This is a genomic window from Citrobacter sp. Marseille-Q5395, assembly GCF_947057495.1.
Classification (GTDB): Bacteria; Pseudomonadota; Gammaproteobacteria; order Enterobacterales; family Enterobacteriaceae; genus Citrobacter; species Citrobacter murliniae.
This window is the reverse complement of the sequence record NZ_CAMSEL010000010.1, coordinates 150,647-173,523: the sequence shown is the minus strand read 5'-3', so window position 1 is coordinate 173,523 and position 22,877 is coordinate 150,647. Positions and strand designations below refer to the sequence as shown.

Annotated in this window: 25 protein-coding genes; 14 read left to right on the top strand and 11 right to left on the bottom strand. The window is 52.2% G+C overall.

Annotated elements, in window-relative coordinates:
* The first annotated feature begins 14 nt into the window (after positions 1-14).
* The 5 genes from cyoB (at position 15) to OH663_RS13250 (ending at position 5,354) form a co-directional block, all read left to right on the top strand.
* Complete coding sequence (cyoB, locus tag OH663_RS13270; RefSeq protein WP_048221947.1) at positions 15-2,006, top strand: cytochrome o ubiquinol oxidase subunit I; 1,992 nt, start codon at positions 15-17, stop codon at positions 2,004-2,006.
* Positions 1,996-2,610 (top strand): cytochrome o ubiquinol oxidase subunit III, encoded by a 615-nt coding sequence (locus OH663_RS13265; RefSeq protein ID WP_045440539.1) that lies wholly within the window; start codon positions 1,996-1,998, stop codon positions 2,608-2,610. Before cyoB ends, OH663_RS13265 begins: the two co-directional genes overlap by 11 nt.
* The gene (locus tag OH663_RS13260) at positions 2,610-2,939 is read left to right on the top strand and encodes a cytochrome o ubiquinol oxidase subunit IV (RefSeq protein ID WP_045440536.1); all 330 of its coding nucleotides are present in this window, start codon (positions 2,610-2,612) and stop codon (positions 2,937-2,939) included. The genes OH663_RS13265 and OH663_RS13260 overlap by 1 nt, the downstream gene beginning before the upstream one ends.
* An 11-nt stretch (positions 2,940-2,950) precedes the next feature.
* Positions 2,951-3,841 carry a heme o synthase gene (cyoE, locus tag OH663_RS13255; protein ID WP_144243050.1) on the top strand — a complete coding sequence of 297 codons (891 nt, stop codon included), beginning with the start codon at positions 2,951-2,953 and terminating at the stop codon, positions 3,839-3,841.
* A gap of 148 nt (positions 3,842-3,989) precedes the next feature.
* Positions 3,990-5,354: an MFS transporter gene (locus OH663_RS13250; RefSeq protein ID WP_045440531.1), complete on the top strand. Its 1,365-nt coding sequence runs from the start codon at positions 3,990-3,992 to the stop codon at positions 5,352-5,354.
* A gap of 47 nt (positions 5,355-5,401) precedes the next feature.
* Here OH663_RS13250 and OH663_RS13245 read toward each other — a convergent pair whose 3' ends face one another.
* Complete coding sequence (locus OH663_RS13245; RefSeq protein ID WP_045440528.1) at positions 5,402-5,893, bottom strand: YajQ family cyclic di-GMP-binding protein; 492 nt, start codon at positions 5,891-5,893, stop codon at positions 5,402-5,404.
* Between the two features lie 174 nt (positions 5,894-6,067).
* Here OH663_RS13245 and panE point away from each other — a divergent pair, with 174 nt between their 5' ends.
* The 3 genes from panE to OH663_RS13230 are packed head-to-tail and all read left to right on the top strand — an operon-like array spanning position 6,068 to position 8,645.
* Complete coding sequence (gene panE, locus OH663_RS13240) at positions 6,068-6,979, top strand: 2-dehydropantoate 2-reductase (protein ID WP_045440527.1); 912 nt, start codon at positions 6,068-6,070, stop codon at positions 6,977-6,979.
* Positions 6,942-7,532 (top strand): protein deglycase YajL, encoded by a 591-nt coding sequence (gene yajL / locus OH663_RS13235; RefSeq protein ID WP_048221950.1) that lies wholly within the window; start codon positions 6,942-6,944, stop codon positions 7,530-7,532. Before panE ends, yajL begins: the two co-directional genes overlap by 38 nt.
* A 33-nt stretch (positions 7,533-7,565) precedes the next feature.
* The gene (locus tag OH663_RS13230) at positions 7,566-8,645 is read left to right on the top strand and encodes a hypothetical protein (protein ID WP_200012187.1); all 1,080 of its coding nucleotides are present in this window, start codon (positions 7,566-7,568) and stop codon (positions 8,643-8,645) included.
* A gap of 68 nt (positions 8,646-8,713) precedes the next feature.
* Here OH663_RS13230 and thiI read toward each other — a convergent pair whose 3' ends face one another.
* Positions 8,714-10,162 (bottom strand): tRNA uracil 4-sulfurtransferase ThiI, encoded by a 1,449-nt coding sequence (gene thiI / locus OH663_RS13225; RefSeq protein WP_045440518.1) that lies wholly within the window; start codon positions 10,160-10,162, stop codon positions 8,714-8,716.
* A 205-nt stretch (positions 10,163-10,367) separates the two neighbouring features.
* Between thiI and xseB the strand changes: the two genes are divergently transcribed.
* Genes xseB through yajO form a run of 4 tightly spaced genes read left to right on the top strand, consistent with a single transcriptional unit; the run spans position 10,368 to position 14,426 of the window.
* On the top strand, positions 10,368-10,610 hold the full coding sequence (xseB, locus tag OH663_RS13220; protein WP_045440516.1) for an exodeoxyribonuclease VII small subunit: 243 nt from the start codon (positions 10,368-10,370) through the stop codon (positions 10,608-10,610).
* A complete protein-coding gene (gene ispA, locus OH663_RS13215; protein ID WP_200012185.1) occupies positions 10,611-11,510 on the top strand; it encodes a (2E,6E)-farnesyl diphosphate synthase in 900 nt (299 codons plus the stop codon).
* Positions 11,511-11,534: 24 nt separating this feature from the next.
* Positions 11,535-13,397: a 1-deoxy-D-xylulose-5-phosphate synthase gene (gene dxs, locus OH663_RS13210; protein WP_045440511.1), complete on the top strand. Its 1,863-nt coding sequence runs from the start codon at positions 11,535-11,537 to the stop codon at positions 13,395-13,397.
* 54 nt (positions 13,398-13,451) lie between these two features.
* On the top strand, positions 13,452-14,426 hold the full coding sequence (yajO, locus tag OH663_RS13205; protein WP_045440509.1) for a 1-deoxyxylulose-5-phosphate synthase YajO: 975 nt from the start codon (positions 13,452-13,454) through the stop codon (positions 14,424-14,426).
* A 46-nt stretch (positions 14,427-14,472) separates the two neighbouring features.
* Here yajO and pgpA read toward each other — a convergent pair whose 3' ends face one another.
* From pgpA to nrdR, 6 genes are all read right to left on the bottom strand, one after another.
* A complete protein-coding gene (gene pgpA / locus OH663_RS13200) occupies positions 14,473-14,991 on the bottom strand; it encodes a phosphatidylglycerophosphatase A (RefSeq protein WP_045440507.1) in 519 nt (172 codons plus the stop codon).
* A complete protein-coding gene (thiL, locus tag OH663_RS13195) occupies positions 14,969-15,946 on the bottom strand; it encodes a thiamine-phosphate kinase (protein ID WP_200012184.1) in 978 nt (325 codons plus the stop codon). The genes pgpA and thiL overlap by 23 nt, the downstream gene beginning before the upstream one ends.
* Positions 15,947-16,023: 77 nt before the next feature.
* The gene (gene nusB, locus OH663_RS13190; RefSeq protein ID WP_045440503.1) at positions 16,024-16,443 is read right to left on the bottom strand and encodes a transcription antitermination factor NusB; all 420 of its coding nucleotides are present in this window, start codon (positions 16,441-16,443) and stop codon (positions 16,024-16,026) included.
* 19 nt (positions 16,444-16,462) lie between these two features.
* Positions 16,463-16,933 (bottom strand): 6,7-dimethyl-8-ribityllumazine synthase, encoded by a 471-nt coding sequence (gene ribH, locus OH663_RS13185; protein WP_045440500.1) that lies wholly within the window; start codon positions 16,931-16,933, stop codon positions 16,463-16,465.
* Positions 16,934-17,019: 86 nt separating this feature from the next.
* Positions 17,020-18,123, bottom strand: coding sequence for a bifunctional diaminohydroxyphosphoribosylaminopyrimidine deaminase/5-amino-6-(5-phosphoribosylamino)uracil reductase RibD (gene ribD / locus OH663_RS13180; RefSeq protein ID WP_263525770.1), 1,104 nt, complete (start codon positions 18,121-18,123; stop codon positions 17,020-17,022).
* A 3-nt stretch (positions 18,124-18,126) separates the two neighbouring features.
* Positions 18,127-18,576 carry a transcriptional regulator NrdR gene (gene nrdR, locus OH663_RS13175; protein WP_003021571.1) on the bottom strand — a complete coding sequence of 150 codons (450 nt, stop codon included), beginning with the start codon at positions 18,574-18,576 and terminating at the stop codon, positions 18,127-18,129.
* A gap of 152 nt (positions 18,577-18,728) precedes the next feature.
* Between nrdR and OH663_RS13170 the strand changes: the two genes are divergently transcribed.
* Together OH663_RS13170 and OH663_RS13165 are read left to right on the top strand one after the other, a co-directional pair.
* A complete protein-coding gene (locus OH663_RS13170) occupies positions 18,729-19,268 on the top strand; it encodes a SadB/YajI family lipoprotein (protein ID WP_200012182.1) in 540 nt (179 codons plus the stop codon).
* A gap of 298 nt (positions 19,269-19,566) precedes the next feature.
* On the top strand, positions 19,567-20,445 hold the full coding sequence (locus OH663_RS13165) for a nucleoside-specific channel-forming protein Tsx (RefSeq protein ID WP_045440493.1): 879 nt from the start codon (positions 19,567-19,569) through the stop codon (positions 20,443-20,445).
* Positions 20,446-20,519: 74 nt separating this feature from the next.
* Here the strand turns inward: OH663_RS13165 and OH663_RS13160 are convergent, their stop codons facing one another.
* The 3 genes from OH663_RS13160 to secF all read right to left on the bottom strand — a co-directional run bounded on the left by OH663_RS13160 (position 20,520) and on the right by secF (position 22,874).
* The gene (locus OH663_RS13160) at positions 20,520-21,212 is read right to left on the bottom strand and encodes a helix-turn-helix transcriptional regulator (protein WP_200012181.1); all 693 of its coding nucleotides are present in this window, start codon (positions 21,210-21,212) and stop codon (positions 20,520-20,522) included.
* 24 nt (positions 21,213-21,236) lie between these two features.
* Entirely contained in the window at positions 21,237-21,602 is a 366-nt protein-coding gene (locus tag OH663_RS13155) for a VOC family protein (protein ID WP_045440489.1), read from the bottom strand.
* A 300-nt stretch (positions 21,603-21,902) separates the two neighbouring features.
* Positions 21,903-22,874, bottom strand: coding sequence for a protein translocase subunit SecF (secF, locus tag OH663_RS13150; protein ID WP_045440487.1), 972 nt, complete (start codon positions 22,872-22,874; stop codon positions 21,903-21,905).
* Positions 22,875-22,877 lie beyond the last annotated feature (3 nt).

Below are 22,877 nucleotides of genomic sequence, written 5' to 3'. Positions count from 1 at the left end.
CGAGGAAGAATACGATGTTCGGAAAATTGACACTGGATGCAGTCCCGTTCCATGAACCAATCGTCATGGTTACGATCGCTGCCATTATCATCGGTGGAGCGGCCTTACTAGGCCTTATCACTTACTTTGGTAAGTGGACCTACCTGTGGAAAGAGTGGCTAACTTCGGTTGACCACAAACGCCTTGGCATCATGTATGTCATCGTCGCAATCGTCATGTTGATCCGTGGCTTTGCTGACGCCATCATGATGCGTAGTCAGCAAGCGCTGGCTTCTGCGGGTGAAGCGGGCTTCCTGCCTCCTCACCACTACGACCAGATCTTCACGGCTCACGGCGTGATCATGATCTTCTTCGTAGCAATGCCATTTGTTATCGGTCTGATGAACCTGGTGGTTCCACTGCAGATCGGCGCACGTGACGTTGCATTCCCATTCCTGAACAACCTGAGCTTCTGGTTCACCGTTGTCGGCGTAATCCTGGTTAACCTGTCTCTGGGCGTAGGTGAATTCGCACAGACCGGTTGGCTGGCGTATCCGCCACTCTCGGGAATAGAGTACAGTCCAAGCGTCGGGGTCGATTATTGGATATGGGCGGTCCAGCTGTCCGGTATCGGTACAACACTGACCGGTATCAACTTCTTTGTGACCATCATTAAGATGCGTGCACCAGGTATGACTATGTTCAAGATGCCAGTATTTAGCTGGGCATCTCTGTGCGCAAACATACTGATTATCGCCTCCTTCCCAATCCTGACCGTCACCGTCGCGTTGCTGACCCTGGATCGCTATCTGGGTACCCATTTCTTTACCAACGATATGGGCGGCAACATGATGATGTACATCAACCTGATTTGGGCCTGGGGCCATCCGGAAGTGTACATTCTGGTTCTGCCGGTCTTCGGTGTTTTCTCCGAAATCGCTGCAACCTTCTCGCGTAAACGCCTGTTTGGTTACACCTCGCTGGTGTGGGCAACCGTGTGTATCACCGTACTGTCGTTCGTTGTTTGGCTGCACCACTTCTTCACCATGGGTGCGGGCGCTAACGTAAACGCCTTCTTCGGTATCACCACGATGATTATCGCCATCCCGACCGGGGTGAAGATCTTCAACTGGTTGTTCACCATGTATCAGGGCCGCATCGTATTCCACTCAGCAATGCTGTGGACGATTGGCTTCATCGTAACCTTCTCAGTCGGCGGTATGACCGGCGTGCTGCTGGCGGTTCCGGGTGCAGACTTCGTACTGCACAACAGTCTGTTCCTGATTGCGCACTTCCATAACGTTATCATCGGCGGCGTCGTGTTCGGTTGCTTCGCGGGTATGACCTACTGGTGGCCAAAAGCGTTCGGCTTCACGCTGAACGAAACCTGGGGCAAACGCGCATTCTGGTTCTGGATCATCGGCTTCTTCGTGGCATTTATGCCGCTGTACGTGCTGGGCTTTATGGGGATGACCCGTCGCCTCAGCCAGCAGATTGACCCTCAGTTCCATCCGATGCTGGTCGTTGCCGCTTGCGGTGCCGCGCTGATTGCACTGGGTATCCTGTGCCAGCTGATTCAGATCTTCGTTTCTATTCGCGACCGCGAGCAGAACCGTGACCTGACCGGTGACCCATGGGGTGGCCGTACACTGGAATGGGCAACCTCTTCCCCGCCTCCGTTCTATAACTTTGCCGTTGTGCCGCACGTTCACGAGCGTGATGCCTTCTGGGAAATGAAAGAAAAAGGTGACGCGTACAAACAGCCTGCGCACTATGAAGAGATTCATATGCCGAAAAACAGCGGTGCAGGTATCGTCATTACCGCCTTCGCAACACTGTTTGGTTTCGCCATGATCTGGCATATCTGGTGGCTGGCGATTGCAAGCTTCGCAGGCATGATCATCAGCTGGATTGTGAAAAGCTTTGATGAAGACGTGGATTACTACGTGCCGGTACCGGAAGTCGAAAAACTGGAAAACCAGCATTTCGATGAGATTACTAAGGCAGGGCTGAAAAATGGCAACTGATACTTTGACGCACGCGAATGCCCACGCGCACGAACACGGGCACCACGATGCAGGCCAGACCAAAATCTTCGGATTTTGGATCTACCTGATGAGCGACTGCATTCTGTTCTCTATTCTGTTTGCAACCTATGCCGTTCTGGTGAACGGCACCGCAGGTGGCCCAACAGGTAAGGACATTTTTGAACTGCCGTTCGTTCTGGTTGAAACATTCCTGCTGTTATTCAGCTCCATTACTTACGGCATGGCGGCTATCGCCATGTACAAGAACAACAAGAGCCAGGTTATCTCCTGGCTGGCGTTGACCTTCTTGTTTGGTGCCGGATTTATCGGGATGGAACTCTATGAATTCCATCACCTGATTGTTAACGGTATGGGCCCGGATCGTAGCGGCTTCCTGTCAGCATTCTTCGCGCTGGTCGGTACCCACGGTCTGCACGTCACCTCCGGTCTTATCTGGATGGCAGTGTTGATGGTGCAAGTTGCTCGTCGTGGCCTTACCAGTACTAACCGTACCCGTATCATGTGCCTGAGCCTGTTCTGGCACTTCCTGGACGTGGTGTGGATCTGTGTGTTCACTGTTGTTTATCTGATGGGGGCGATGTAATGAGTCATTCTAACGAGAGCGGCGGCGCATCCCATGGCAGCGTAAAAACCTACATGACAGGTTTTATCCTGTCGATCATCCTGACGGTCATTCCGTTCTGGATGGTAATGACAGGTTCTGCCTCTCCGGCCGTCATTCTGGGGACTATTCTGGCGATGGCAGTGGTACAGATTCTGGTGCACCTGGTGTGCTTCCTGCACATGAATACCAAATCTGATGAAGGTTGGAACATGACGGCCTTTGTCTTTACTGTGCTTATCATCGCCATCCTGGTTGTGGGCTCCATCTGGATTATGTGGAACCTCAACTACAACATGATGATGCACTAAGAGCGGCGATTATGATGTTTAAGCAATACCTGCAAGTAACGAAACCAGGCATCATCTTTGGCAACCTGATCTCGGTGATTGGGGGATTCTTGCTGGCCTCTAAAGGCAGCATTGACTATCCCCTGTTTATCTACACGTTGGTTGGGGTGTCACTGGTTGTGGCGTCGGGTTGTGTATTTAACAACTACATCGACAGGGATATCGACAGGAAGATGGAGAGGACCAAAAACCGCGTGTTGGTTAAGGGTCTGATTTCCCCTGCGGTCTCGCTGGTATACGCCACCCTGCTGGGTATTGCTGGCTTTATGCTGCTGTGGTTTGGCGCTAACCCTCTGGCCTGCTGGCTAGGGGTTATGGGCTTCGTCGTGTATGTTGGCGTATATAGTCTGTACATGAAGCGTCACTCGGTTTACGGCACGCTGATTGGCTCACTCTCCGGCGCTGCGCCGCCGGTGATTGGCTACTGTGCGGTAACTGGTGAGTTCGATAGCGGTGCACTGATTCTGTTGGCTATTTTCAGCCTGTGGCAGATGCCGCACTCTTACGCGATTGCGATTTTCCGCTTTAAGGATTATCAGGCAGCCAACATCCCGGTACTGCCGGTGGTAAAAGGCATTTCAGTCGCGAAGAACCATATCACTCTGTATATCATTGCGTTTGCCATCGCTACGCTGATGCTCTCACTGGGTGGTTACGCTGGATACAAATATCTAGTGGTTGCAGCAGCAGTGAGTGTCTGGTGGCTAGGCATGGCGTTGCGTGGTTATAAAGTGGAAGATGACCGGGTCTGGGCACGTAAGCTGTTCGGTTTCTCCATCATCGCCATTACTGCGCTGAGCGTGATGATGTCCGTCGACTTTATGGTGCCAAACTCGCAGAACCTGCTGACTTACGTCTGGTAAAATCTGCTGATGCGAAAAAGGGTGCTTAGGCACCCTTTTTTATGTGCGTCACAATCCCTCCTGAAACGTAATATTTACTCATTAACCGTGTATTTACCCCGCCACCATACCGCTTTACACTAGGCGCGAAATTAATACAGAGGTGGGAATGAACGATTATAAAATGACGCCTGGTGAGTTGCGCGCCACCTGGGGTTTAGGGACCGTATTCTCGTTGCGCATGCTTGGCATGTTTATGGTCCTGCCGGTTCTGACCACATACGGTATGGCGCTACAGGGTGCCAGCGAAGCGCTTATTGGTCTTGCCATCGGCATTTATGGCCTGGCGCAAGCCGTTTTCCAGATCCCCTTTGGTTTGGTCTCTGACCGCATTGGTCGAAAACCGCTTATCGTTGGCGGGCTGGCGATATTCGTTTTTGGCAGCGTGATTGCTGCACTTTCAGACTCCATTTGGGGAATTATTCTCGGTCGCGCGCTGCAGGGTTCCGGGGCGATTGCTGCCGCCGTGATGGCGTTACTGTCCGACTTAACACGTGAGCAAAACCGCACTAAAGCGATGGCGTTTATCGGCGTCAGCTTCGGTATCACTTTTGCCATTGCAATGGTGTTAGGTCCGATCGTCACCCATGCGCTGGGATTACACGCGCTGTTCTGGATGATTGCAGCCCTCGCCACCACCGGCATCGTGCTGACGATTTGGGTAGTCCCCAATAGCACCACCCATGTGCTGAACCGCGAATCGGGCATGGTAAAAAGCAGCTTCCGCAAAGTGCTGGCAGAGCCTAAACTCCTGAAGCTCAATTTCGGCATCATGTGCCTGCACATCTTGCTAATGTCCACCTTTGTCGCGTTGCCTGGCCAGCTTGCGAAAGCGGGTTTCCCCGCAGCGGAACACTGGAAAATTTATCTGGTAACGATGCTGCTGTCTTTTGTTTCCGTGGTGCCATTCATCATCTATGCCGAAGTAAAACGTCGGATGAAACGGGTTTTCCTGTCGTGTGTGGTACTAATTCTTGCCGCAGAGATTGTATTGTGGATCGCGAACATTCATTTCTGGGGCCTGATTGCGGGTGTTCAGTTATTCTTCCTTGCCTTTAACCTCATGGAAGCTCTCCTCCCTTCGCTTATCAGCAAAGAGTCTCCCGCAGGTTATAAAGGGACGGCAATGGGCGTTTACTCCACCAGCCAGTTTCTCGGTGTCGCGATTGGCGGCTCACTTGGTGGATGGGTTGTCGAGATGTTTGATGGCCAGGCTGTATTCCTCGCCGGTGCATTGCTGGCAGCGGTCTGGCTGCTGGTCGCAAGCACAATGAAAGAGCCGCCGTATGTCAGTAGCCTGCGTGTCGAAATTCCACCGGAAATTGCCGCGGATGACACACTTAAGCAGCGTTTGCTGGCCAAAGAAGGGGTGAGCGAAGTGTTGATTGTGGCGAATGAACATTCGGCCTACGTGAAAATCGACAGTAAAGTGACCAATCGATTTGAAGTTGAGCAGGCGATAAGCCAGGCGTGATCGTGAGCTTGCCGGATAGTGAGTAACCCACCATCCGGCATAAGAACTTAATCGCGGAAGTTCTTGAACTGGAATGGCTGCCCCAAATCGCCACCGCGAACCAACGCCATAACGGCTTGCAGATCGTCACGAGCCTTACCAGTCACACGAATTTCTTCGCCCTGAATCTGCGCCTGCACCTTCAGCTTGCTGTCTTTAATCAGCTTCACAATTTTCTTCTGCACTGCGCTTTCAATGCCCTGCTTCAGTTTCGCTTCCACAAACCAGGTTTTGCCGCTGTGCACGAAGGTTTCCGGCACGTCCAGCGAAGTCCCTTCAATACCACGCTTCAGGAGCTTGGCACGCAAAATATCCAGCAACTGATTAACCTGGAAATCAGATTCGCTCAGCACCTTAATGGTCTTATTTGACTCGTTCAGCTCAAAAGTAGCCTCTACGCCACGAAAATCAAAACGTGACTCTACTTCGCGGCTCGCATTATCGACCGCGTTACGGGCTTCCTGAAGATCAACTTCAGAGACAATATCGAAAGATGGCATCTTTTCTTCTCCCTTCATTTTTGATGCGAAGCATAATACCTGCAAAGTTACTCAACAGACAGCGCTATACTAGGCTGTACCTTCTAATTGTACGTGGTACTGATATCCGCGAACAATAATAGGGTGCGGCCGATATGGATTAACACCTGGTGCTGTTGCAGGTGAGGAGGAAGAATGAAAATTACCGTACTGGGATGTGGAGCCTTAGGGCAGCTTTGGCTTACAGCGCTGTGCAAACATGGACATGAGGTACAAGGGTGGCTACGTGTACCACAGCCTTATTGCAGCGTTAACCTGATTGACACGGATGGGTCAGTTTTTAATGAATCCCTGACGGCAAACGACCCCGACTTTTTGGCGAAAAGCGATCTGTTGCTGGTCACACTAAAAGCCTGGCAGGTTTCTGATGCGGTAAAGAGCCTGGCTACAATTCTGCCTGAAACCACGCCTATTCTGTTGATTCACAATGGAATGGGAACGATAGAAGAACTGCATAACATTCCGCAGCCATTGTTAATAGGCACTACGACACAGGCAGCGCGTCGTGACGGCAATGTCATTATTCATGTGGCGAAAGGTACAACGCGTATCGGCCCGGCGCGTGAGCAAGATGGTGATTTTAGTTATCTGGCCGAAATCCTGCAGGATGTGCTGCCGGACGTTGCCTGGCATAACAACATTCGCGCTGAGCTGTGGCGTAAACTGGCAGTAAATTGCGTCATTAATCCGCTCACCGCGCTATGGGACTGCCCTAACGGCGAACTACGCCAGCATCCTGAAAAAATAGCGCTGATATGCCAGGAAGTAGCTGCGGTCATTGAACGCGAAGGTCACCATACATCAGTGGATGATTTACGTTATTATGTCGAGCAAGTGATTGACAGTACGGCGGAAAACATCTCATCAATGCTGCAGGACATTCAAGCCCTGCGTCATACCGAGATCGATTACATTACCGGCTATTTGTTAAAACGCGCACGTGCGCACGGCATCGCCGTCCCGGAAAATGCCCGCCTGTTTGAAATGGTTAAGCGAAAGGAGAGTGAGTATGAGCGCTCAAGCACTGGTATGTCTCGCCCCTGGTAGTGAAGAGACCGAAGCGGTCACCACTATCGACCTGTTGGTGCGTGGCGGCATTCAGGTAACTACCGCAAGTGTCGCCAGCGATGGCGACCTGACGATTGTTTGCTCACGCGGCGTGAAGCTCCTGGCGGATGCGCCGTTGGTCGAAGTCGCTGATGGCGATTATGACATCATTATCCTGCCCGGCGGTATTAAAGGCGCGGAATGTTTCCGTGACAGCCCACTGCTGGTTGAAACCGTAAAACAGTTTCACCGCTCCGGGAGAATTGTCGCCGCGATTTGCGCCGCAGCGGCAACCGTACTCGTCCCACATGATATTTTCCCCATCGGCAACATGACCGGTTTCCCGGCGCTGAAAGACCGCATTCCAGCGGAGCAGTGGCAGGATAAGCGCGTCGTATGGGATCCTCGCGTCAACCTGTTGACCAGCCAGGGGCCAGGGACGTCTATCGACTTCGGCTTGAAAATAATCGATCTGCTGGTTGGACGCGAAAAAGCCCATGAAGTGGCGTCACAACTGGTCATAGCTGCGGGTATTTATAACTACTACGAGTAACACTTCAGGCCACTCCCTATAAAAGGAACCGTTATGAAAGGATATCTGAGCGGAGTGGCTTTAATGCTCCTTTCCAGCTACTCCACAGCAACCCAACTTGAAATAAAGAACATTGAGTACCGCTATCCTGATAGCACTGAAATACAGTATCGCCTGCCCTGGTTTTCCTCGACTGAAAACCCAAAGGTCGCAAAGCGCATCAATGATTATGTTTTCGCAAACGTCCTCAATCAGTTACCGGGTAATAACCCACAGATCACATTGGATCAGCTCGCCAGATCAGGCATTGATGGCACGGCAAACCTTGACTACACAGTTGAGTATCGCGATGACAAAATCCTGTCGCTGAACATATTCGCCGAAGGATGCGGGGCGTATTGTGAATCGTACAATGTGCCGATAAATTTCGATTTAACCAACGGCGCGAATATTACGCTCAACGATCTGTTTTCCTCAGCCACCATCGCAGAATTAAATACGCGCGTCAGAAAAGATATTCGCGGCCAAATCGATGCGTTTATTGAGCAAAATAAATCGCGGACGCCTGAGCAGCTCAAAGAAGAGAAAGGCGAGGATTTTAACTATGCCGACTTCTACGCCTCATGCGCCACCTACACCGACGGTTTGTACTATGTCGACAAATACTCTCTGCAAAAAGAGCAACTGGTCTTCCTGAACGAACGCTGTAGCAATCATGCCAACCGCGCACTTGACGACCTGGGCGACTTCACGACGAAGATTCCTACCGCAACGCTGCGCAGTCAACTCACGCCTTATGGCCAGTATCTGACAACCGCAAACAGTGAAAAACCGCACCCTTCTGCACCGGGTCTTAACGGCAAGTTGCTCTATGGCACACTGGGGAAAAGTATGCGCATTGTGTTACAGGCAAACTGCAAAGATGGATATCTGAACGGAGCCTACTACTACGAGAAGTTTGGTGCACCTATTGAACTAACCGGTAAATGTGACGCTGAAAATAATCAGAATTATGAATTAAAAACGACAGCCTCTGCAGATTCTGAAGAGAAGATGACGCTGGATTTAAAAGGGGGTGTTTATCAGGGGGTTTGGGAATCGAACGGGAAGACACTCCCCGTTCGATTTGAATAACGTTGCCGGATGACGTCATATATCGTTTGTAAGCCCGGTAAGCAAATCGCCACCGGGCAACAAAAGAACTAAGGACGATACACCTTCACATTTTCGAAGCCCTGCTCGCGCAGATAGAGCGCCTGCAGACGACTCATCACGCCACGTTCACACCACAACAACCAGGTTTTATTCTGGTCCAAATCGCCGAATTTAGTGCTGAGTTTGTAGAACGGCAGAGAAACCACATCGACACCTTCAACCTTCAGCGGTTTGTCATCCTGTTCATCCACAGAACGGATATCCAGAATCACATCGTTCGGGCCGAAACCACTCACGGTTTCTACTTCCACGACAGTCTGCTGCGTCTGCTGGGCAATGTCGCGAATATCAATATTATTGGCTTCTTCAACCACTTTATCGAGGATCGAGAAGTCGAAGTTTTCTTCTTCGGCCTCAATCTTCGCTTTGATGGCTTTCACCGTTGGGCTTTTCGAGATCACACCACAGTATTCCGGCATGGTGCGGGCAAAATCCTCAGTACCAATTTCCCGCGCCAGATTAATGATGTGCTCTTTGTCGTGAGAAATCAGCGGGCGCAGGATCAGCGTGTCAGATACATTGTCGATCAGGCGCAGGTTAGTCAGCGTCTGGCTGGACACCTGGCCCAGCGCTTCACCGGTCACCAGCGCCTGTACGCCGTAACGCTCGGCCACTTTAGACGCCGCGCGAACCATCATACGTTTGAGGACCACGCCCATCTGACCATCGTCGACTTTTTCCAGGATCTCACCGACCACCGGCTCAAAGTTGATAGCGACAAAACGCACGCGATGCGAGCTACCAAAGCGGTTCCACAGGTAATGTGCCACCTGACGAACGCCGATTTCATGCGCGGCACCGCCGAGGTTAAAGAAGCAATAGTGTACGCGACAGCCGCGACGCATCAGCATATAGCTGGAGACGCCGGAATCGAAACCACCGGAAATCAGGGAAAGAACATCTTCCTGCGTCCCGATAGGGAAACCGCCAATTCCTTCATAGCGACCTTTTACCAACAGCAGACGGTCATTTTCGATTTCAAGATTGACGGTCACATCAGGTTTCGTCAGCTTCACGCGTGCGGATTCAATATGCTGATTCAGTCCACCGCCAACATAACGTTCCACCTCGATGGAGCTAAACTCATGTTTACCGCGACGCTTGACGCGCACACAGAAGGTTTTACCTTCCAGTTGATCGCGGTATTGCACCAGCGCTTTCTCGAAAATATCGTGCATATCAGTGAACGGCACGTCTTCCACTTCGAGAATATGGTGGATACCTGGAATACGAGTCAGTGCGTCACGAATATCCAGGCGCTGGCTTTCATCTTTAGCGCGAACCTCAACGTGATCCCAGTGACGGACGACGGCAAGGTCCTCATCATAGTGCTTTAAAACGTTACGGATGTTCCCTGTCAGAATTTTTATAAAGCGCAAACGCACAGATTGGCTTTTGATGGTGATTTCTGGGAACAATTTAATGATAAACTTCATGGCGGCAATGGTTCTTTGGCAAGTCTGAACGACTTGTAATGGGAAAAATACAGCAGCCCATACCCTGCGGCTGCATCCAGGCGCGCAAGTATACCACCATCATGGTCATCCTGTGCACATTGCCTTACCATTGCGCGTTATTTGATAATTGCGCTGAGTCCGTTACCATGACCAGGCTGAAAATATTAAGAGTCAGACATTCATTATGCCGAAGAAAAATGAAGCGCCCGCCAGCTTTGAAAAATCGCTGAGCGAGCTGGAACAGATTGTTACCCGTCTGGAAAGCGGCGACCTGCCGCTGGAAGAGGCGCTGAACGAATTCGAACGTGGCGTACAGCTGGCGCGTCAGGGACAGGTGAAGTTGCAACAGGCTGAACAGCGCGTGCAAATTCTGCTGTCAGATACGGAAGACGCCGCCCTTACGCCTTTTACACCGGATAATGAGTAAATGGATTTTACGCAGCAGCTTCAGGCTTGCGTTGAGCAGGCCAACCAGGCACTGAGCCGTTTTATCGCGCCACTGCCCTTTCAGAACACTCCCGTGGTTGAAACCATGCAATATGGCGCATTATTAGGCGGTAAACGTCTGCGCCCGTTCCTGGTTTACGCCACCGGTCAGATGTTTGGCGTGAGCCTGAGTACACTTGACGCTCCCGCAGCCGCCGTCGAATGCATCCATGCTTATTCGCTGATGCACGATGATTTGCCCGCCATGGACGACGATGACCTGCGTCGCGGCCTGCCAACTTGCCACGTGAAATTTGGCGAGGCAAACGCGATTTTGGCCGGAGATGCGCTGCAAACGCTGGCGTTTTCCATCATCAGCGACGCGCCGATGCCGGAAGTTTCTGACCGAGACCGCATCGCGATGATCTCTGAACTGGCCCAGGCCAGCGGTATCGCCGGTATGTGCGGCGGACAGGCACTTGATCTGGCAGCAGAAGGTCACCAGGTTGAGCTGGATGCGCTGGAGCGTATTCACCGCCATAAAACCGGAGCTTTGATTCGCGCTGCCGTTCGTCTGGGTGCGTTAAGCGCGGGTGATAAAGGGCGAGAATGCCTGGCAATACTCGATAAATACGCAGAAAGCATCGGTCTGGCCTTCCAGGTTCAGGATGACATACTGGATGTGGTAGGCGATACTGCAACATTGGGTAAACGTCAGGGTGCCGATCAGCAGCTTGGCAAAAGTACCTATCCTGCACTTCTGGGTCTTGAGCAAGCCCGGAATAAAGCCCGGGATTTGATTGAGGAAGCCCGCCAGTCGTTAAGTTTGCTGGCCGCACAGTCACTCGATACCTCGGCACTGGAAGCGCTAGCGGACTACATAATCCAGCGTGATAAATAAACTAACATATCCAATGAGCTTGCGATGAGTTTTGATATAGCCAAATACCCGACCCTGGCGCTGGTCGACTCCACCCAGGAGTTAAGACTGCTGCCAAAAGAGAGCCTGCCAAAGCTTTGCGACGAACTGCGCCGCTATTTGCTCGACAGCGTGAGCCGTTCCAGCGGGCATTTTGCCTCCGGTCTGGGCACTGTGGAGCTTACCGTCGCGCTGCACTACGTCTACAACACCCCTTTCGACCAGTTAATCTGGGATGTGGGACATCAGGCTTATCCGCACAAAATTCTTACCGGTCGCCGCGATAAAATCGGCACCATTCGTCAGAAAGGCGGCCTGCATCCGTTCCCATGGCGCGGCGAGAGCGAGTATGACGTATTAAGCGTTGGGCACTCCTCAACCTCTATCAGCGCAGGCATTGGTATTGCGGTTGCCGCCGAGAAAGAAGGCAAAGAGCGCCGCACCGTTTGCGTGATTGGCGACGGAGCTATCACTGCGGGAATGGCGTTTGAAGCCATGAACCACGCGGGGGATATTAAGCCTGACATGCTGGTTATCCTGAATGACAACGAAATGTCTATTTCGGAAAACGTCGGCGCGCTGAACAACCATCTGGCGCAACTGCTCTCTGGCAAGCTCTATTCTTCGCTACGCGAAGGCGGAAAGAAAGTCTTCTCCGGCGTGCCGCCAATTAAAGAACTGCTCAAACGCACTGAAGAACACATCAAAGGCATGGTGGTGCCGGGCACGCTGTTTGAAGAACTGGGCTTTAATTATATCGGCCCGGTAGACGGTCACGACGTACTGGGACTCATCACCACGTTGAAAAATATGCGTGACCTGAAAGGCCCGCAGTTTCTGCACATCATGACCAAAAAAGGTCGTGGCTACGAGCCTGCAGAAAAAGACCCGATCACGTTCCACGCAGTGCCAAAATTCGATCCTTCCAGCGGATGTCTGCCGAAAAGCAGCGGCGGTCTGCCGAGCTATTCAAAAATCTTCGGTGACTGGTTGTGCGAAACCGCAGCGAAAGACAACAAGCTGATGGCAATCACCCCGGCGATGCGCGAAGGCTCTGGGATGGTGGAATTCTCACGCAAGTTCCCGGACCGCTACTTTGACGTGGCGATTGCCGAACAGCACGCGGTGACCTTTGCAGCTGGTCTGGCGATTGGCGGTTATAAACCCGTCGTCGCTATCTATTCCACCTTCCTGCAACGCGCCTACGATCAGGTGCTGCACGATGTCGCCATTCAGAAACTGCCGGTACTGTTTGCCGTTGACCGCGCGGGGATCGTGGGTGCGGACGGGCAAACCCACCAGGGGGCGTTCGATCTCTCCTTCCTGCGCTGCATCCCGGAAATGGTCATTATGACCCCGAGTGATGAAAACGAATGCCGTCAGATGCTGTTCACCGGCTATCACTACAATAACGGCCCAACCGTCGTACGCTATCCGCGCGGTAATGCCGTTGGCGTTGAGCTGGCACCGCTGGAAAAATTACCGATTGGTAAAGGGATCGTGAAGCGCCACGGTGAGAAACTGGCAATTCTGAACTTTGGTACACTGATGCCAGAAGCCGCTAAAGTTGCGGAAGCGCTGAACGCTACGCTGGTCGATATGCGCTTTGTCAAACCGCTGGATGAAACATTAATTCTGGAGATGGCCGCCCGCCACGAGGTGCTGGTCACGCTGGAAGAAAATGCCATTATGGGCGGTGCTGGCAGTGGCGTAAACGAAGTGCTGATGGCACACCGCAAGCCGGTTCCTGTGCTCAATATTGGTCTGCCTGATTTCTTTATTCCACAAGGCACCCAGGACGAAGCCCGCGCAGATCTTGGTCTTGACGCCGCTGGAATTGAGTCCAAAATCAAGGCCTGGCTGGCATAATCCCCTCTTCGCTCCTGCTATGCTTAAGAGATTATTCATAGCGGGAGCTGCAGCATGCAATACAACACCTTAGGAAAAACCGACCTTCGGGTATCTCGTCTTTGTCTGGGCTGCATGACGTTTGGCGAACCTGACCGTGGTAATCACGCCTGGACGCTGCCTGAAGAAAGCAGTCGCCTAATCATCAAACACGCCCTTGAGGGTGGCATCAACTTTTTCGACACCGCTAACAGCTACTCCGCAGGCAGCAGTGAGGAAATTGTCGGTCGTGCCCTGCGCGATTTCGCCCGTCGTGAGGAGGTGGTGGTGGCAACCAAAGTTTTTCACCGCGTTGACGACCTGCCGGAAGGGTTATCCCGTGCGCAAATTTTGCGTTCTATTGACGACAGCCTGAGACGACTCGGCATGGACTATGTCGATATCCTGCAAATTCACCGCTGGGATTACAACACGCCAATTGAAGAAACGCTGGAAGCTCTCAACGACGTGGTGAAAGCCGGGAAAGCACGCTATATCGGCGCATCCTCCATGCACGCTTCGCAGTTTGCTCAGGCGCTGGCCCTGCAAAAACAACACGGCTGGGCGCAGTTTGTCAGCATGCAGGATCACTACAACCTGATTTACCGCGAAGAAGAGCGCGAAATGTTGCCTCTCTGCTCTCAGGAAGGTGTCGCGGTGATCCCGTGGAGTCCGCTGGCGCGTGGTCGCCTGACGCGGCCATGGGGAGAGACGACAGCGCGTCTGGTTTCTGATGAGGTTGGCAAAAATTTGTACAACGAGAGCGATGAAAACGACGCGCAAATTGCTGCACGACTGACTCGAGTCAGTGAGGAACTTGGCGCGACACGTGCGCAGGTGGCTCTGGCATGGCTGCTGAGCAAACCCGGTGTTGCCGCACCGATTATCGGCACATCGCGTGAAGAACAGTTAGATGAATTACTTAACGCGGTGGATTTAACGCTGAAACCAGAGCAGATTGCTGAGCTGGAAATGCCGTACAAACAGCATCCGGTCGTGGGATTTAAATAACAAATTGCCCGATAGCGCTACGCTTATCGGGCATACCTGTTCACTCTCAGAACAGCCCAATCGGCCAGTGATGCCCGATAAAATAGAGGATCCCAGCAGAAAGGATCCCGGCCACAATATCATCAATCATGATCCCCGTACCGCCATGCACGTTACGATCGAACCAACGAATCGGCCAGGGTTTCCACATATCCAGAATACGAAAGATCACAAATCCGCCGGCAACCCACTGCCAGTCATTGGTCGGCAGCGCCATCAGGGTTATCCACATCCCGACAAACTCGTCCCAGACAATGCTGCCGTGATCGTGCACACCCATATCTTTCGCCGTCTGATGGCAAAGATAGACGCCGATGCAGATCGACAGCATGACAACCAGAGAATAGAGCTGCCACGGCAGAAACGTCATTAGATACCAAAACGGGATCGCCGCCAGCGATCCCATGGTGCCCGGTACAATGGGACTCAACCCACTGCCAAACCCGGTGGCCAGCAGGTGCCACGGATTGCGCATACTCAAACGGCTTTTTGCGACATCTTTTTTAAGGCGTGGCAAAATGGTCATATCCTTTCCAGTCAAAAGTGACAGGCTTGCCGTCACGCGTAAAGTGAATGCCTTCCACGTCAGCACTCATCTGTCCGATGCAGGTAAATGATGCGCCCAGATGCCCCAGCGCCACGTCCAGGGCGCCACGGTTTATTTCCGGTACAGTAAAGCATAACTCATAATCTTCACCACCCGAGAGCGCCCAACGCAACGCCTGTTCAGGCTCAACGCATTGGGCAAGCGCTGTCGAATATGGCAAGGCATCGACGTTAACCCGTGCGCCACAGCCACTGGCATTGACGATATGCCCCAGATCAGAAATCAGACCATCAGAAAGATCGATTGCCGCACTCGCCAGGTCGCGCAGGCCCTGGCCCTGCAAAATTCGTGGCGTTGGACGCAGATGCCGCTTAAGCAAATAATCCTCATGTTTTGCATCTGCAACCTGTAAATGGTGCTGCAAAATCGCCAGCCCTGCAGCGCTGTCGCCTGGCGTGCCGGTCACGTAGATCCAGTCTCCTGGCTTCGCACCGGAGCGTTTTAAGGCCCGTCCTACCGGGACGTAGCCATGGATACCCAACGTCATCGACAAGGGCCCACGCGTGGTGTCACCGCCAATCAGTTGCATATCATAATAATTGAGGAGTTCAAACAGGCCATCACTGAAGGCTTCGAGCCAGGCTTCATCGACGTCAGGCAAAGTGAGCGCAAGCGTTAGCCATGCAGGATCAGCCCCCATCGCAGCCAGATCACTCAAGTTCACTGCCAGCGCTTTCCAGGCCAGATCGGTGGGATCGATGTCAGGAAGGAAGTGATTACCCGCTACCAGCGTGTCAGTACTGATCGCCAGGGTTTGTTTATCAGGGATATTCAGGAGTGCGCAATCGTCACCAATACCGGTTTCGACATCAAGACGAGAGCTTCTAACACGGTCAAAATAACGGGCAATCAGGGAGAATTCGCCACATGCCATACGTTATGCCTCAGCAGGAAAAAAGAAAAGGCCGGCGACAGCGGAAATATAATTCCGCTATCCTACCGGCCTGGAGATCACTTTTTGTTGGGGCGAATCGCAGGTGCTGCTTTATCCAGTACGCCGTTAACGAATTTATGGCTATCTTCAGCGCCGAAGGTTTTCGCCAGTTCAATCGCCTCGTTGATGGCCACTTTATACGGCACATCACTACGTTTAGACAGTTCAAACAGCGCAATACGCAGCACGGCTTTTTCTACCTGACCCAGCTCTTCCAACAGGCGAGACAGGTAAGGCTTCATTAGTCCATCCAGGTACGCGCTGTTAGTCGCCACCCCGGACAGCAGTTCACGGAAATACAGAACGTCGACATCTTTTACGTCCTGTTCCGCCAGGAACTGGTATTCAACATCAGCGATGTCGTTCTGGGACAACTGCCAGGAGTAGAGCGCCTGGACGGCACACTCACGGGCGCGGCGACGAGCAGCAGGTTTCACGGATTTCCCCTTACAAAAATCAGGCCTTAATGGCTTTCAATACATTAATCATTTCAAGTGCAGTCAGTGCAGCTTCTGCGCCTTTGTTGCCGGCTTTAGTGCCAGCACGTTCAATGGCTTGTTCAATACTTTCGGTGGTCAGAACACCGAAGGCTACCGGAATGCCACTGTCCTGAGCGACATGCGCCAGGCCATTGCTTGCACCGCCAGCCACATATTCGAAGTGTGCGGTACCGCCACGAATCACCGTGCCTAACGCAATCACCGCGTCGTATTTACCGGTTTTTGCCAGCGCACCTGCCGCCAGCGGCAGCTCATACGCGCCTGGAACCCAAACGACGGTAATGTTTTCATCTTTAACCTGACCAATACGTTTCAGGGCGTCGATCGCACCTTCCAGCAGGCTGTCATTGATAAAGTTGTTGAAACGCGCAATGGTGATGGCGACGCGAGCGTCCGGGGTAGCAACGTTAGCTTCAATAATGTTCATATTCTTCCTTCGGATTCACTAGACCCCGCAGGGGGGCGGATTTTATCATAATAATCTGTGCGCTGCTTCCCTTTCGAACCGGGAGATCATGCGCCCACTAAATGCAGGCAAAGGTCCGGACCTACATGGCGTATCTCATTGAATTTGAAATGGGGGGCATCAGCCAGTTTCTCAAGCCCTGGCAGCACACATAATCCTCGTGCATCGCTCCCTAACAGTTTAGGCGCAACATAGATGATTAGCTCATCAACCACTCCGGCCTGTAATAACGCGCCCGCAAGCGTCGGGCCAGCCTCAACCCAAATGCTGTTAATTTGTTGCTTGCCCAGTTGCATCAGCAGCACCACCAGGTCCAGATGCCCGTTATGTTCAGGAATCTTCAGGCTACGAACCGCCTCCGGCCAGTTACGGGGATCGTCATGAGTACGGGCAATCCAGGTTTCTCCCGGCTGCTGCACAATACGATGCTCCGGCGTCACCTGGTTTTGGCTATCAAGGACAATGCGGATCGGCTGACGCAGATTTTCTTGCGGATAGAGAGCCTGGGTTGACTCCCCCAACTCCTCCCAACGGACGGTAAGCTGAGGATCGTCCGCCAGTACCGTGGCGCTGCTGGTCAAAATGGCATGGTTTTGTGCGCGCAGGCGCTGCACATCGCGGCGCGCCTCGGGCGAGGTTATCCACTGACTTTCGCCGCTGGCCATCGCAGTGCGGCCATCGAGCGATGCGCCAAGCTTAAGCTGCACATACGGGAATCCTGTACGCATCCGCTTGAGGAAGCCTTTATTAAGTTGTTCAACCTCACTCATCATCAGCCCGTGGCTGACGTCAATGCCCGCCTGTTGCAGGCGATAAAGCCCGCGCCCAGCGACCTGCGGATTGGGGTCCTGCATGGCGGCCACAACTCGCGTCACGCCTGCGGCGATCAGCGCATCACAGCACGGCGGAGTCCGACCATGGTGGCTGCAGGGTTCCAGCGTAACGTAGGCCGTTGCGCCTTTTGCTTTCTCACCCGCCATCCGCAACGCATGAACTTCAGCATGCGGTTCACCTGCGCGATGATGATAACCTTCACCGACGATCTCGCCATCTTTAACAATCACACAGCCTACGTTGGGGTTGGGATGTGTGGTAAAACGTCCGCGCGCAGCAAGCTTCAGCGCTCGCGCCATGTAAAATTCATCCTGCATGGCTTAGTCCTGTAGGCGAGCAATCTCTTCGCCAAATTCTTTGATATCTTCAAAGCTCCGGTAGACCGAGGCAAAGCGGATGTAGGCGACTTTATCGAGCTTTTTCAGTTGCTCCATCACCAGGTTACCGATCATCTTGCTCGGAACCTCACGTTCGCCTGTCGCGCGCAGCTGGGATTTTATATGGTTTAACGCCATTTCGACGTCATCAGCGCTAACAGGTCGTTTCTCAAGTGCTCTGAGCATACCGCTACGCAGTTTTTCCTCATTAAAAGGTTCACGCACATCATTGCTTTTTACAACGCGCGGCATGACAAGTTCAGCCACTTCAAAAGTGGTAAAACGTTCGTTACAGACCAGACACTGCCGGCGGCGGCGTACCGAGGAGCCCTCGCCTACAAGACGAGAGTCAATTACCTTAGTGTCTACGGCGAAACAGAATGGGCAATGCATACGGCGTCCTGACCAGGTGGTTAACAGAAATCTATTTTACCCTGAACTGGCGTGACAACAAAGGCAGAGCGCTTTTGAGATAAAGGATCGATGCCTTCGTGCTCTTTGCACACTACCATTATGCTATCGCGACAATAAAGGAAGTAACCTACATGACAAGACGTTACCTAAGAATTCTCCTGGTGGGAAGTCTCTTTAGTCTTAGCGCCTGTGCACAGCAAAGCGAAGTACACCAAATGCATCAAAGCGTCAGCACGCTGAACAAAGAGATGACACAGCTTAATCAGGAAACGGTGAAAATAACGCAGCAGAATATGTTGAATGCAAAATCCACCAGTGGCGTCTATTTACTACCGGGTTCCAAAACCCCCGCCCGACTGAACAGTCAGATCGGTACGTTACGCATGTCACTGGTGAATATTGCACCAAATGCAGACGGTACGCGCCTGACATTACGTATTCAGGGCGAATCCGACACCCCTTTACCCGCTTTTAGCGCCACCGTAGAGTACGGGCAAATTCAGGGCACCACGGACAACTATCAGGAGGTGAATGTTCAGAACCAATTGATAAACGCTCCGGCAAGTATTCTTGCACCCAGCGACGTAGACATTTCGTTACAGCTTAATGGCCTGTCTCCGGAGCAACTGGGGTTTGTACGCATCCACGACATCCAGCCTGTGACACAATAAACTTTTTTGCGGAACGTTTTGTGCGTTCCGCAACATCACCAGCCTTCATTTTGTTACTCCTCTGACATCATCGAGATTTTTAGTAAAACTTGGCAACATTCATGGGAGCCAGTACAATTCGCCGCCTAAAGTACGCAAACGTGAACGCAATCGATTACGTAAATGATAGAACTGTGAAACAAGACATATTTTTGTGAACAATGATTTTTATAATAGGCTCCGAAGAAATACGAAATATTTAGAAACGCAAATTGCGCCTTTTTCACTCCCGAAAGGGATTTCAAACAGTGGCATACATATGAAAAAAACATTACTTGCAGCCGGTGCAGTACTGGCGCTCTCCTCGTCCTTTACTGCTAATGCGGCAGAAAATGACAAACCGCAATATCTTTCCGACTGGTGGCATCAGAGCGTTAACGTAGTAGGTAGCTACCACACCCGTTTCGGACCACAGATCCGTAACGATACCTATCTGGAATATGAAGCTTTCGCTAAGAAAGACTGGTTCGACTTCTATGGTTACATGGATGCGCCAGTCTTCTTCGGTGGTAACACCGATGCGAAAGGTATCTGGAACCACGGTTCCCCGCTGTTTATGGAAATTGAACCGCGTTTCTCCATCGACAAACTGACCGGTACTGATCTGAGCTTTGGTCCGTTCAAAGAGTGGTACTTCGCCAACAACTATATCTACGACATGGGTCGTAACAAAGATGGCCGTCAGAGCACCTGGTATATGGGTCTGGGTACCGACATCGACACTGGCCTGCCGATGAGCCTGTCCATGAACGTATACGCTAAGTATCAGTGGCAGAACTACGGTGCAGAAAATCAAAACGATTGGGATGGCTACCGTTTCAAAGTGAAATACTTTGTGCCAATTACCGAACTGTGGGGTGGTAACCTGAGCTACATTGGTTTCACTAACTTTGACTGGGGTTCCGATCTCGGTGATAAGAGTGCTTATGCTGAGAATGGTATTAAACAGCGTACTAACGACTCTATCGCCTCCAGCCACATTCTGGCACTGAACTACGACCATTGGCACTATTCCGTCGTCGCTCGTTACTGGCACAACGGCGGTCAGTGGAACGATGACGCTGATCTGAGCTGGATGAAAGAAAACGTTCGTTCTACCGGTTGGGGTGGCTATCTGGTTGTCGGTTACAACTTCTAATTTTACCTGATACCGGGCGGCACTGCGCCGGCCCGGAGACCAGCATGTTAAAGCCAGCTTAACCGCTGGCTTTTTTATGGCTTATCGTCACAGCGAACTTTACGCAAAAAGTCGCTTAGCGAACGTCCGGTATCCTCACGAAAATGCCTGTCCACAGGGGTAACACAGAGACAACGATCAACACGAAAACAACGATAATCCTCACACCTTTCACACCATGCAACCAGTAGCCAGTGCTCTCCCCAGAAAAATAACCCCAGCGGCTGCACATCTCGCCAGGAGAGTTGCCCGGCTTCGTCACGATAATGCAGTGCCAGAACCTGTTGGATAGATACAGCCCGGTGTATAAGATCAAATGTGCTACGAGAATGTAATTGAGTTCCAAAGTCAGGGGCAAAAATACGCGTCTGTTCTGCCCTGCGACGACTCTCTTCTGGCAGGATCGCCAACACTTTTTCCTGCGCCGATTCCAGCTCCCGCGAGAGCGAATCACCGCCCCAGGTTTTGAGTAATCGGATTGCGACCATCAGTGCTTCTGACTCACGGTGAGTGAGCATTAAAGGTGGCAGATCAAATCCTGCCATTAAACGGTACCCGCTGCCCGCCTCCCCTTCAACAGGCACGCCGGATAATGATAAATCGCAGATATCGCGGTAGATCGTGCGAGGAGAAACCTCGAGCCGCTCCGCCAGATGCGCCGCCGTTGTCAGCCTCCTGCCACGCAGGATCTGTACAATCTGAAATAAACGGTCAGCGCGCCTGGTCATCTTAACCCTCTGTATTTAGAAATATTATGCAGGCTGGTGCAAGCCAACGCGATTACCTTCACTATCGGTAAATAACGCAATCGTGCCAATATCCTGCCCCAGCTCAAGTGGTCCAAACACACACTTACCACCCGCTGTTTCGACACGCGCAAGCGTAGCCGGGAGATCGTCCGTATGCAGATAAATAATAGCGCCCTGCTGCGAAGGCGTAATACCATCAAATTTAGCCAGTGCGCCACCGGGGGCTGGGTCCTGATGCGGGAACACTGCCAACTCAGCACAATCCATATTCTCCCGACGCAGCGAAACCTGCATCACCGGTTCATAAAAAGCAATGGCACGATCCATTTCCGCTACCGGGATTTCAAACCAGTTAATCACGTTATTCATACATCCTCCTGCCTTTGTGGGTAATCTCAGAAGGACTATAAAACAGGACTACTGACAGCATACTGTCAGTAGTGTTTGCAAAAAGGGCCAAAAGTTTCCCTCTGGCCCGTTTCGGGCGCATGTTGCCACGCGGCGACAAGGCCAACGGGGATCAAGCCCCGCAACACTGTGCCTCACCGGGTCACCCCAGCTTGGGGCGATTCTACTCCACTCGCTAATATCCACACGAAATCAGCGTGCTACAGGCAAAAAAAATCCCGACCTTGCGATCGGGATTCCAGCTTTTACGCGCAGCTTCGGTTACGGCAGAATAGACGGCTGATCCGCCCCTTCTTTCTCGACCTTCTGCTGCAGCATGTGCTCGCGCTTCATACCCAGCTTCAACGCCAACGCCGATGCTACGTAGATAGACGAGGCAGTACCGATGGAGACACCGATAAGCATGGTCAGCGAGAAGCCTTCCAGCACCGGACCACCAAAGAGGTACAGCATCAGAATAACCACTAACGTCGTACCGGAGGTGATTAACGTACGGTGCAACGTCTGGGTCAGTGACACGTTAAAGATTTCGTAAGGCGTACCGCGACGGATTTTGCGGAAGTTTTCACGAATACGGTCAGATACCACGATACTGTCGTTTAGCGAGTAACCAATTACCGACATCAACGATGCGACGATTGTCAGGTCAATCTCGATATGGAACAACGACAGGATCCCTAAGGTGATAATCACGTCGTGCGCAAGGGAAATCACGACCCCAGCGGCCAGTCGCCACTCAAAGCGGAAACCGACATACACAAGGATGGAAATCAGCGCCACCATCAGCGCCATCGCACCGGTTTGCGCCAGATCAGCACCCACGCTGGGTCCGACGAACTCGATACGTTTCACAGCGGCATTCTGGTTAGTTGCTTCGTTAATTACACTCAGCACTTTACTACCCAGTACCTGCCCGCCGTTTTCACCTTCAGTTGGCGGCATACGAACCATAATGTCGTGGCTACTACCGAAGTTCTGCAGCAGCGGCTCAACGAAACCCGCTTTCTCCAGCGCATCGCGCATCACGTCCATTTCCGCTGGTTTTTCCAGCGTGATTTCAATTACCGTACCACCAGTAAAATCGAGCCCCCAGTTAAATCCGCGTACGCCCATCACCACGATGGCCGCAATCAGCAGAAAACCAGAGATGCCGAAAGCCCAGTAGTCCCAGCGCATAAAGTCGATGACTTTACGGCCGTGGTTCAATTGTTCAACAGTATATTCCTGTGCCACATC

What these genes read in the sequence shown, in the direction of transcription:
- cyoB (WP_048221947.1), top strand. Translation starts at nt 15, where the DNA reads ATGTTCGGAAAATTGACACTGGATGCAGTCCCGTTCCATGAACCAATC.
- OH663_RS13265 (WP_045440539.1), top strand. Translation starts at nt 1,996, where the DNA reads ATGGCAACTGATACTTTGACGCACGCGAATGCCCACGCGCACGAACAC.
- OH663_RS13260 (WP_045440536.1), top strand. Translation starts at nt 2,610, where the DNA reads ATGAGTCATTCTAACGAGAGCGGCGGCGCATCCCATGGCAGCGTAAAA.
- cyoE (WP_144243050.1), top strand. Translation starts at nt 2,951, where the DNA reads ATGATGTTTAAGCAATACCTGCAAGTAACGAAACCAGGCATCATCTTT.
- OH663_RS13250 (WP_045440531.1), top strand. Translation starts at nt 3,990, where the DNA reads ATGAACGATTATAAAATGACGCCTGGTGAGTTGCGCGCCACCTGGGGT.
- OH663_RS13245 (WP_045440528.1), bottom strand. Translation starts at nt 5,893, where the DNA reads ATGCCATCTTTCGATATTGTCTCTGAAGTTGATCTTCAGGAAGCCCGT.
- panE (WP_045440527.1), top strand. Translation starts at nt 6,068, where the DNA reads ATGAAAATTACCGTACTGGGATGTGGAGCCTTAGGGCAGCTTTGGCTT.
- yajL (WP_048221950.1), top strand. Translation starts at nt 6,942, where the DNA reads ATGAGCGCTCAAGCACTGGTATGTCTCGCCCCTGGTAGTGAAGAGACC.
- OH663_RS13230 (WP_200012187.1), top strand. Translation starts at nt 7,566, where the DNA reads ATGAAAGGATATCTGAGCGGAGTGGCTTTAATGCTCCTTTCCAGCTAC.
- thiI (WP_045440518.1), bottom strand. Translation starts at nt 10,162, where the DNA reads ATGAAGTTTATCATTAAATTGTTCCCAGAAATCACCATCAAAAGCCAA.
- xseB (WP_045440516.1), top strand. Translation starts at nt 10,368, where the DNA reads ATGCCGAAGAAAAATGAAGCGCCCGCCAGCTTTGAAAAATCGCTGAGC.
- ispA (WP_200012185.1), top strand. Translation starts at nt 10,611, where the DNA reads ATGGATTTTACGCAGCAGCTTCAGGCTTGCGTTGAGCAGGCCAACCAG.
- dxs (WP_045440511.1), top strand. Translation starts at nt 11,535, where the DNA reads ATGAGTTTTGATATAGCCAAATACCCGACCCTGGCGCTGGTCGACTCC.
- yajO (WP_045440509.1), top strand. Translation starts at nt 13,452, where the DNA reads ATGCAATACAACACCTTAGGAAAAACCGACCTTCGGGTATCTCGTCTT.
- pgpA (WP_045440507.1), bottom strand. Translation starts at nt 14,991, where the DNA reads ATGACCATTTTGCCACGCCTTAAAAAAGATGTCGCAAAAAGCCGTTTG.
- thiL (WP_200012184.1), bottom strand. Translation starts at nt 15,946, where the DNA reads ATGGCATGTGGCGAATTCTCCCTGATTGCCCGTTATTTTGACCGTGTT.
- ribH (WP_045440500.1), bottom strand. Translation starts at nt 16,933, where the DNA reads ATGAACATTATTGAAGCTAACGTTGCTACCCCGGACGCTCGCGTCGCC.
- ribD (WP_263525770.1), bottom strand. Translation starts at nt 18,123, where the DNA reads ATGCAGGATGAATTTTACATGGCGCGAGCGCTGAAGCTTGCTGCGCGC.
- nrdR (WP_003021571.1), bottom strand. Translation starts at nt 18,576, where the DNA reads ATGCATTGCCCATTCTGTTTCGCCGTAGACACTAAGGTAATTGACTCT.
- OH663_RS13170 (WP_200012182.1), top strand. Translation starts at nt 18,729, where the DNA reads ATGACAAGACGTTACCTAAGAATTCTCCTGGTGGGAAGTCTCTTTAGT.
- OH663_RS13165 (WP_045440493.1), top strand. Translation starts at nt 19,567, where the DNA reads ATGAAAAAAACATTACTTGCAGCCGGTGCAGTACTGGCGCTCTCCTCG.
- OH663_RS13160 (WP_200012181.1), bottom strand. Translation starts at nt 21,212, where the DNA reads ATGACCAGGCGCGCTGACCGTTTATTTCAGATTGTACAGATCCTGCGT.
- OH663_RS13155 (WP_045440489.1), bottom strand. Translation starts at nt 21,602, where the DNA reads ATGAATAACGTGATTAACTGGTTTGAAATCCCGGTAGCGGAAATGGAT.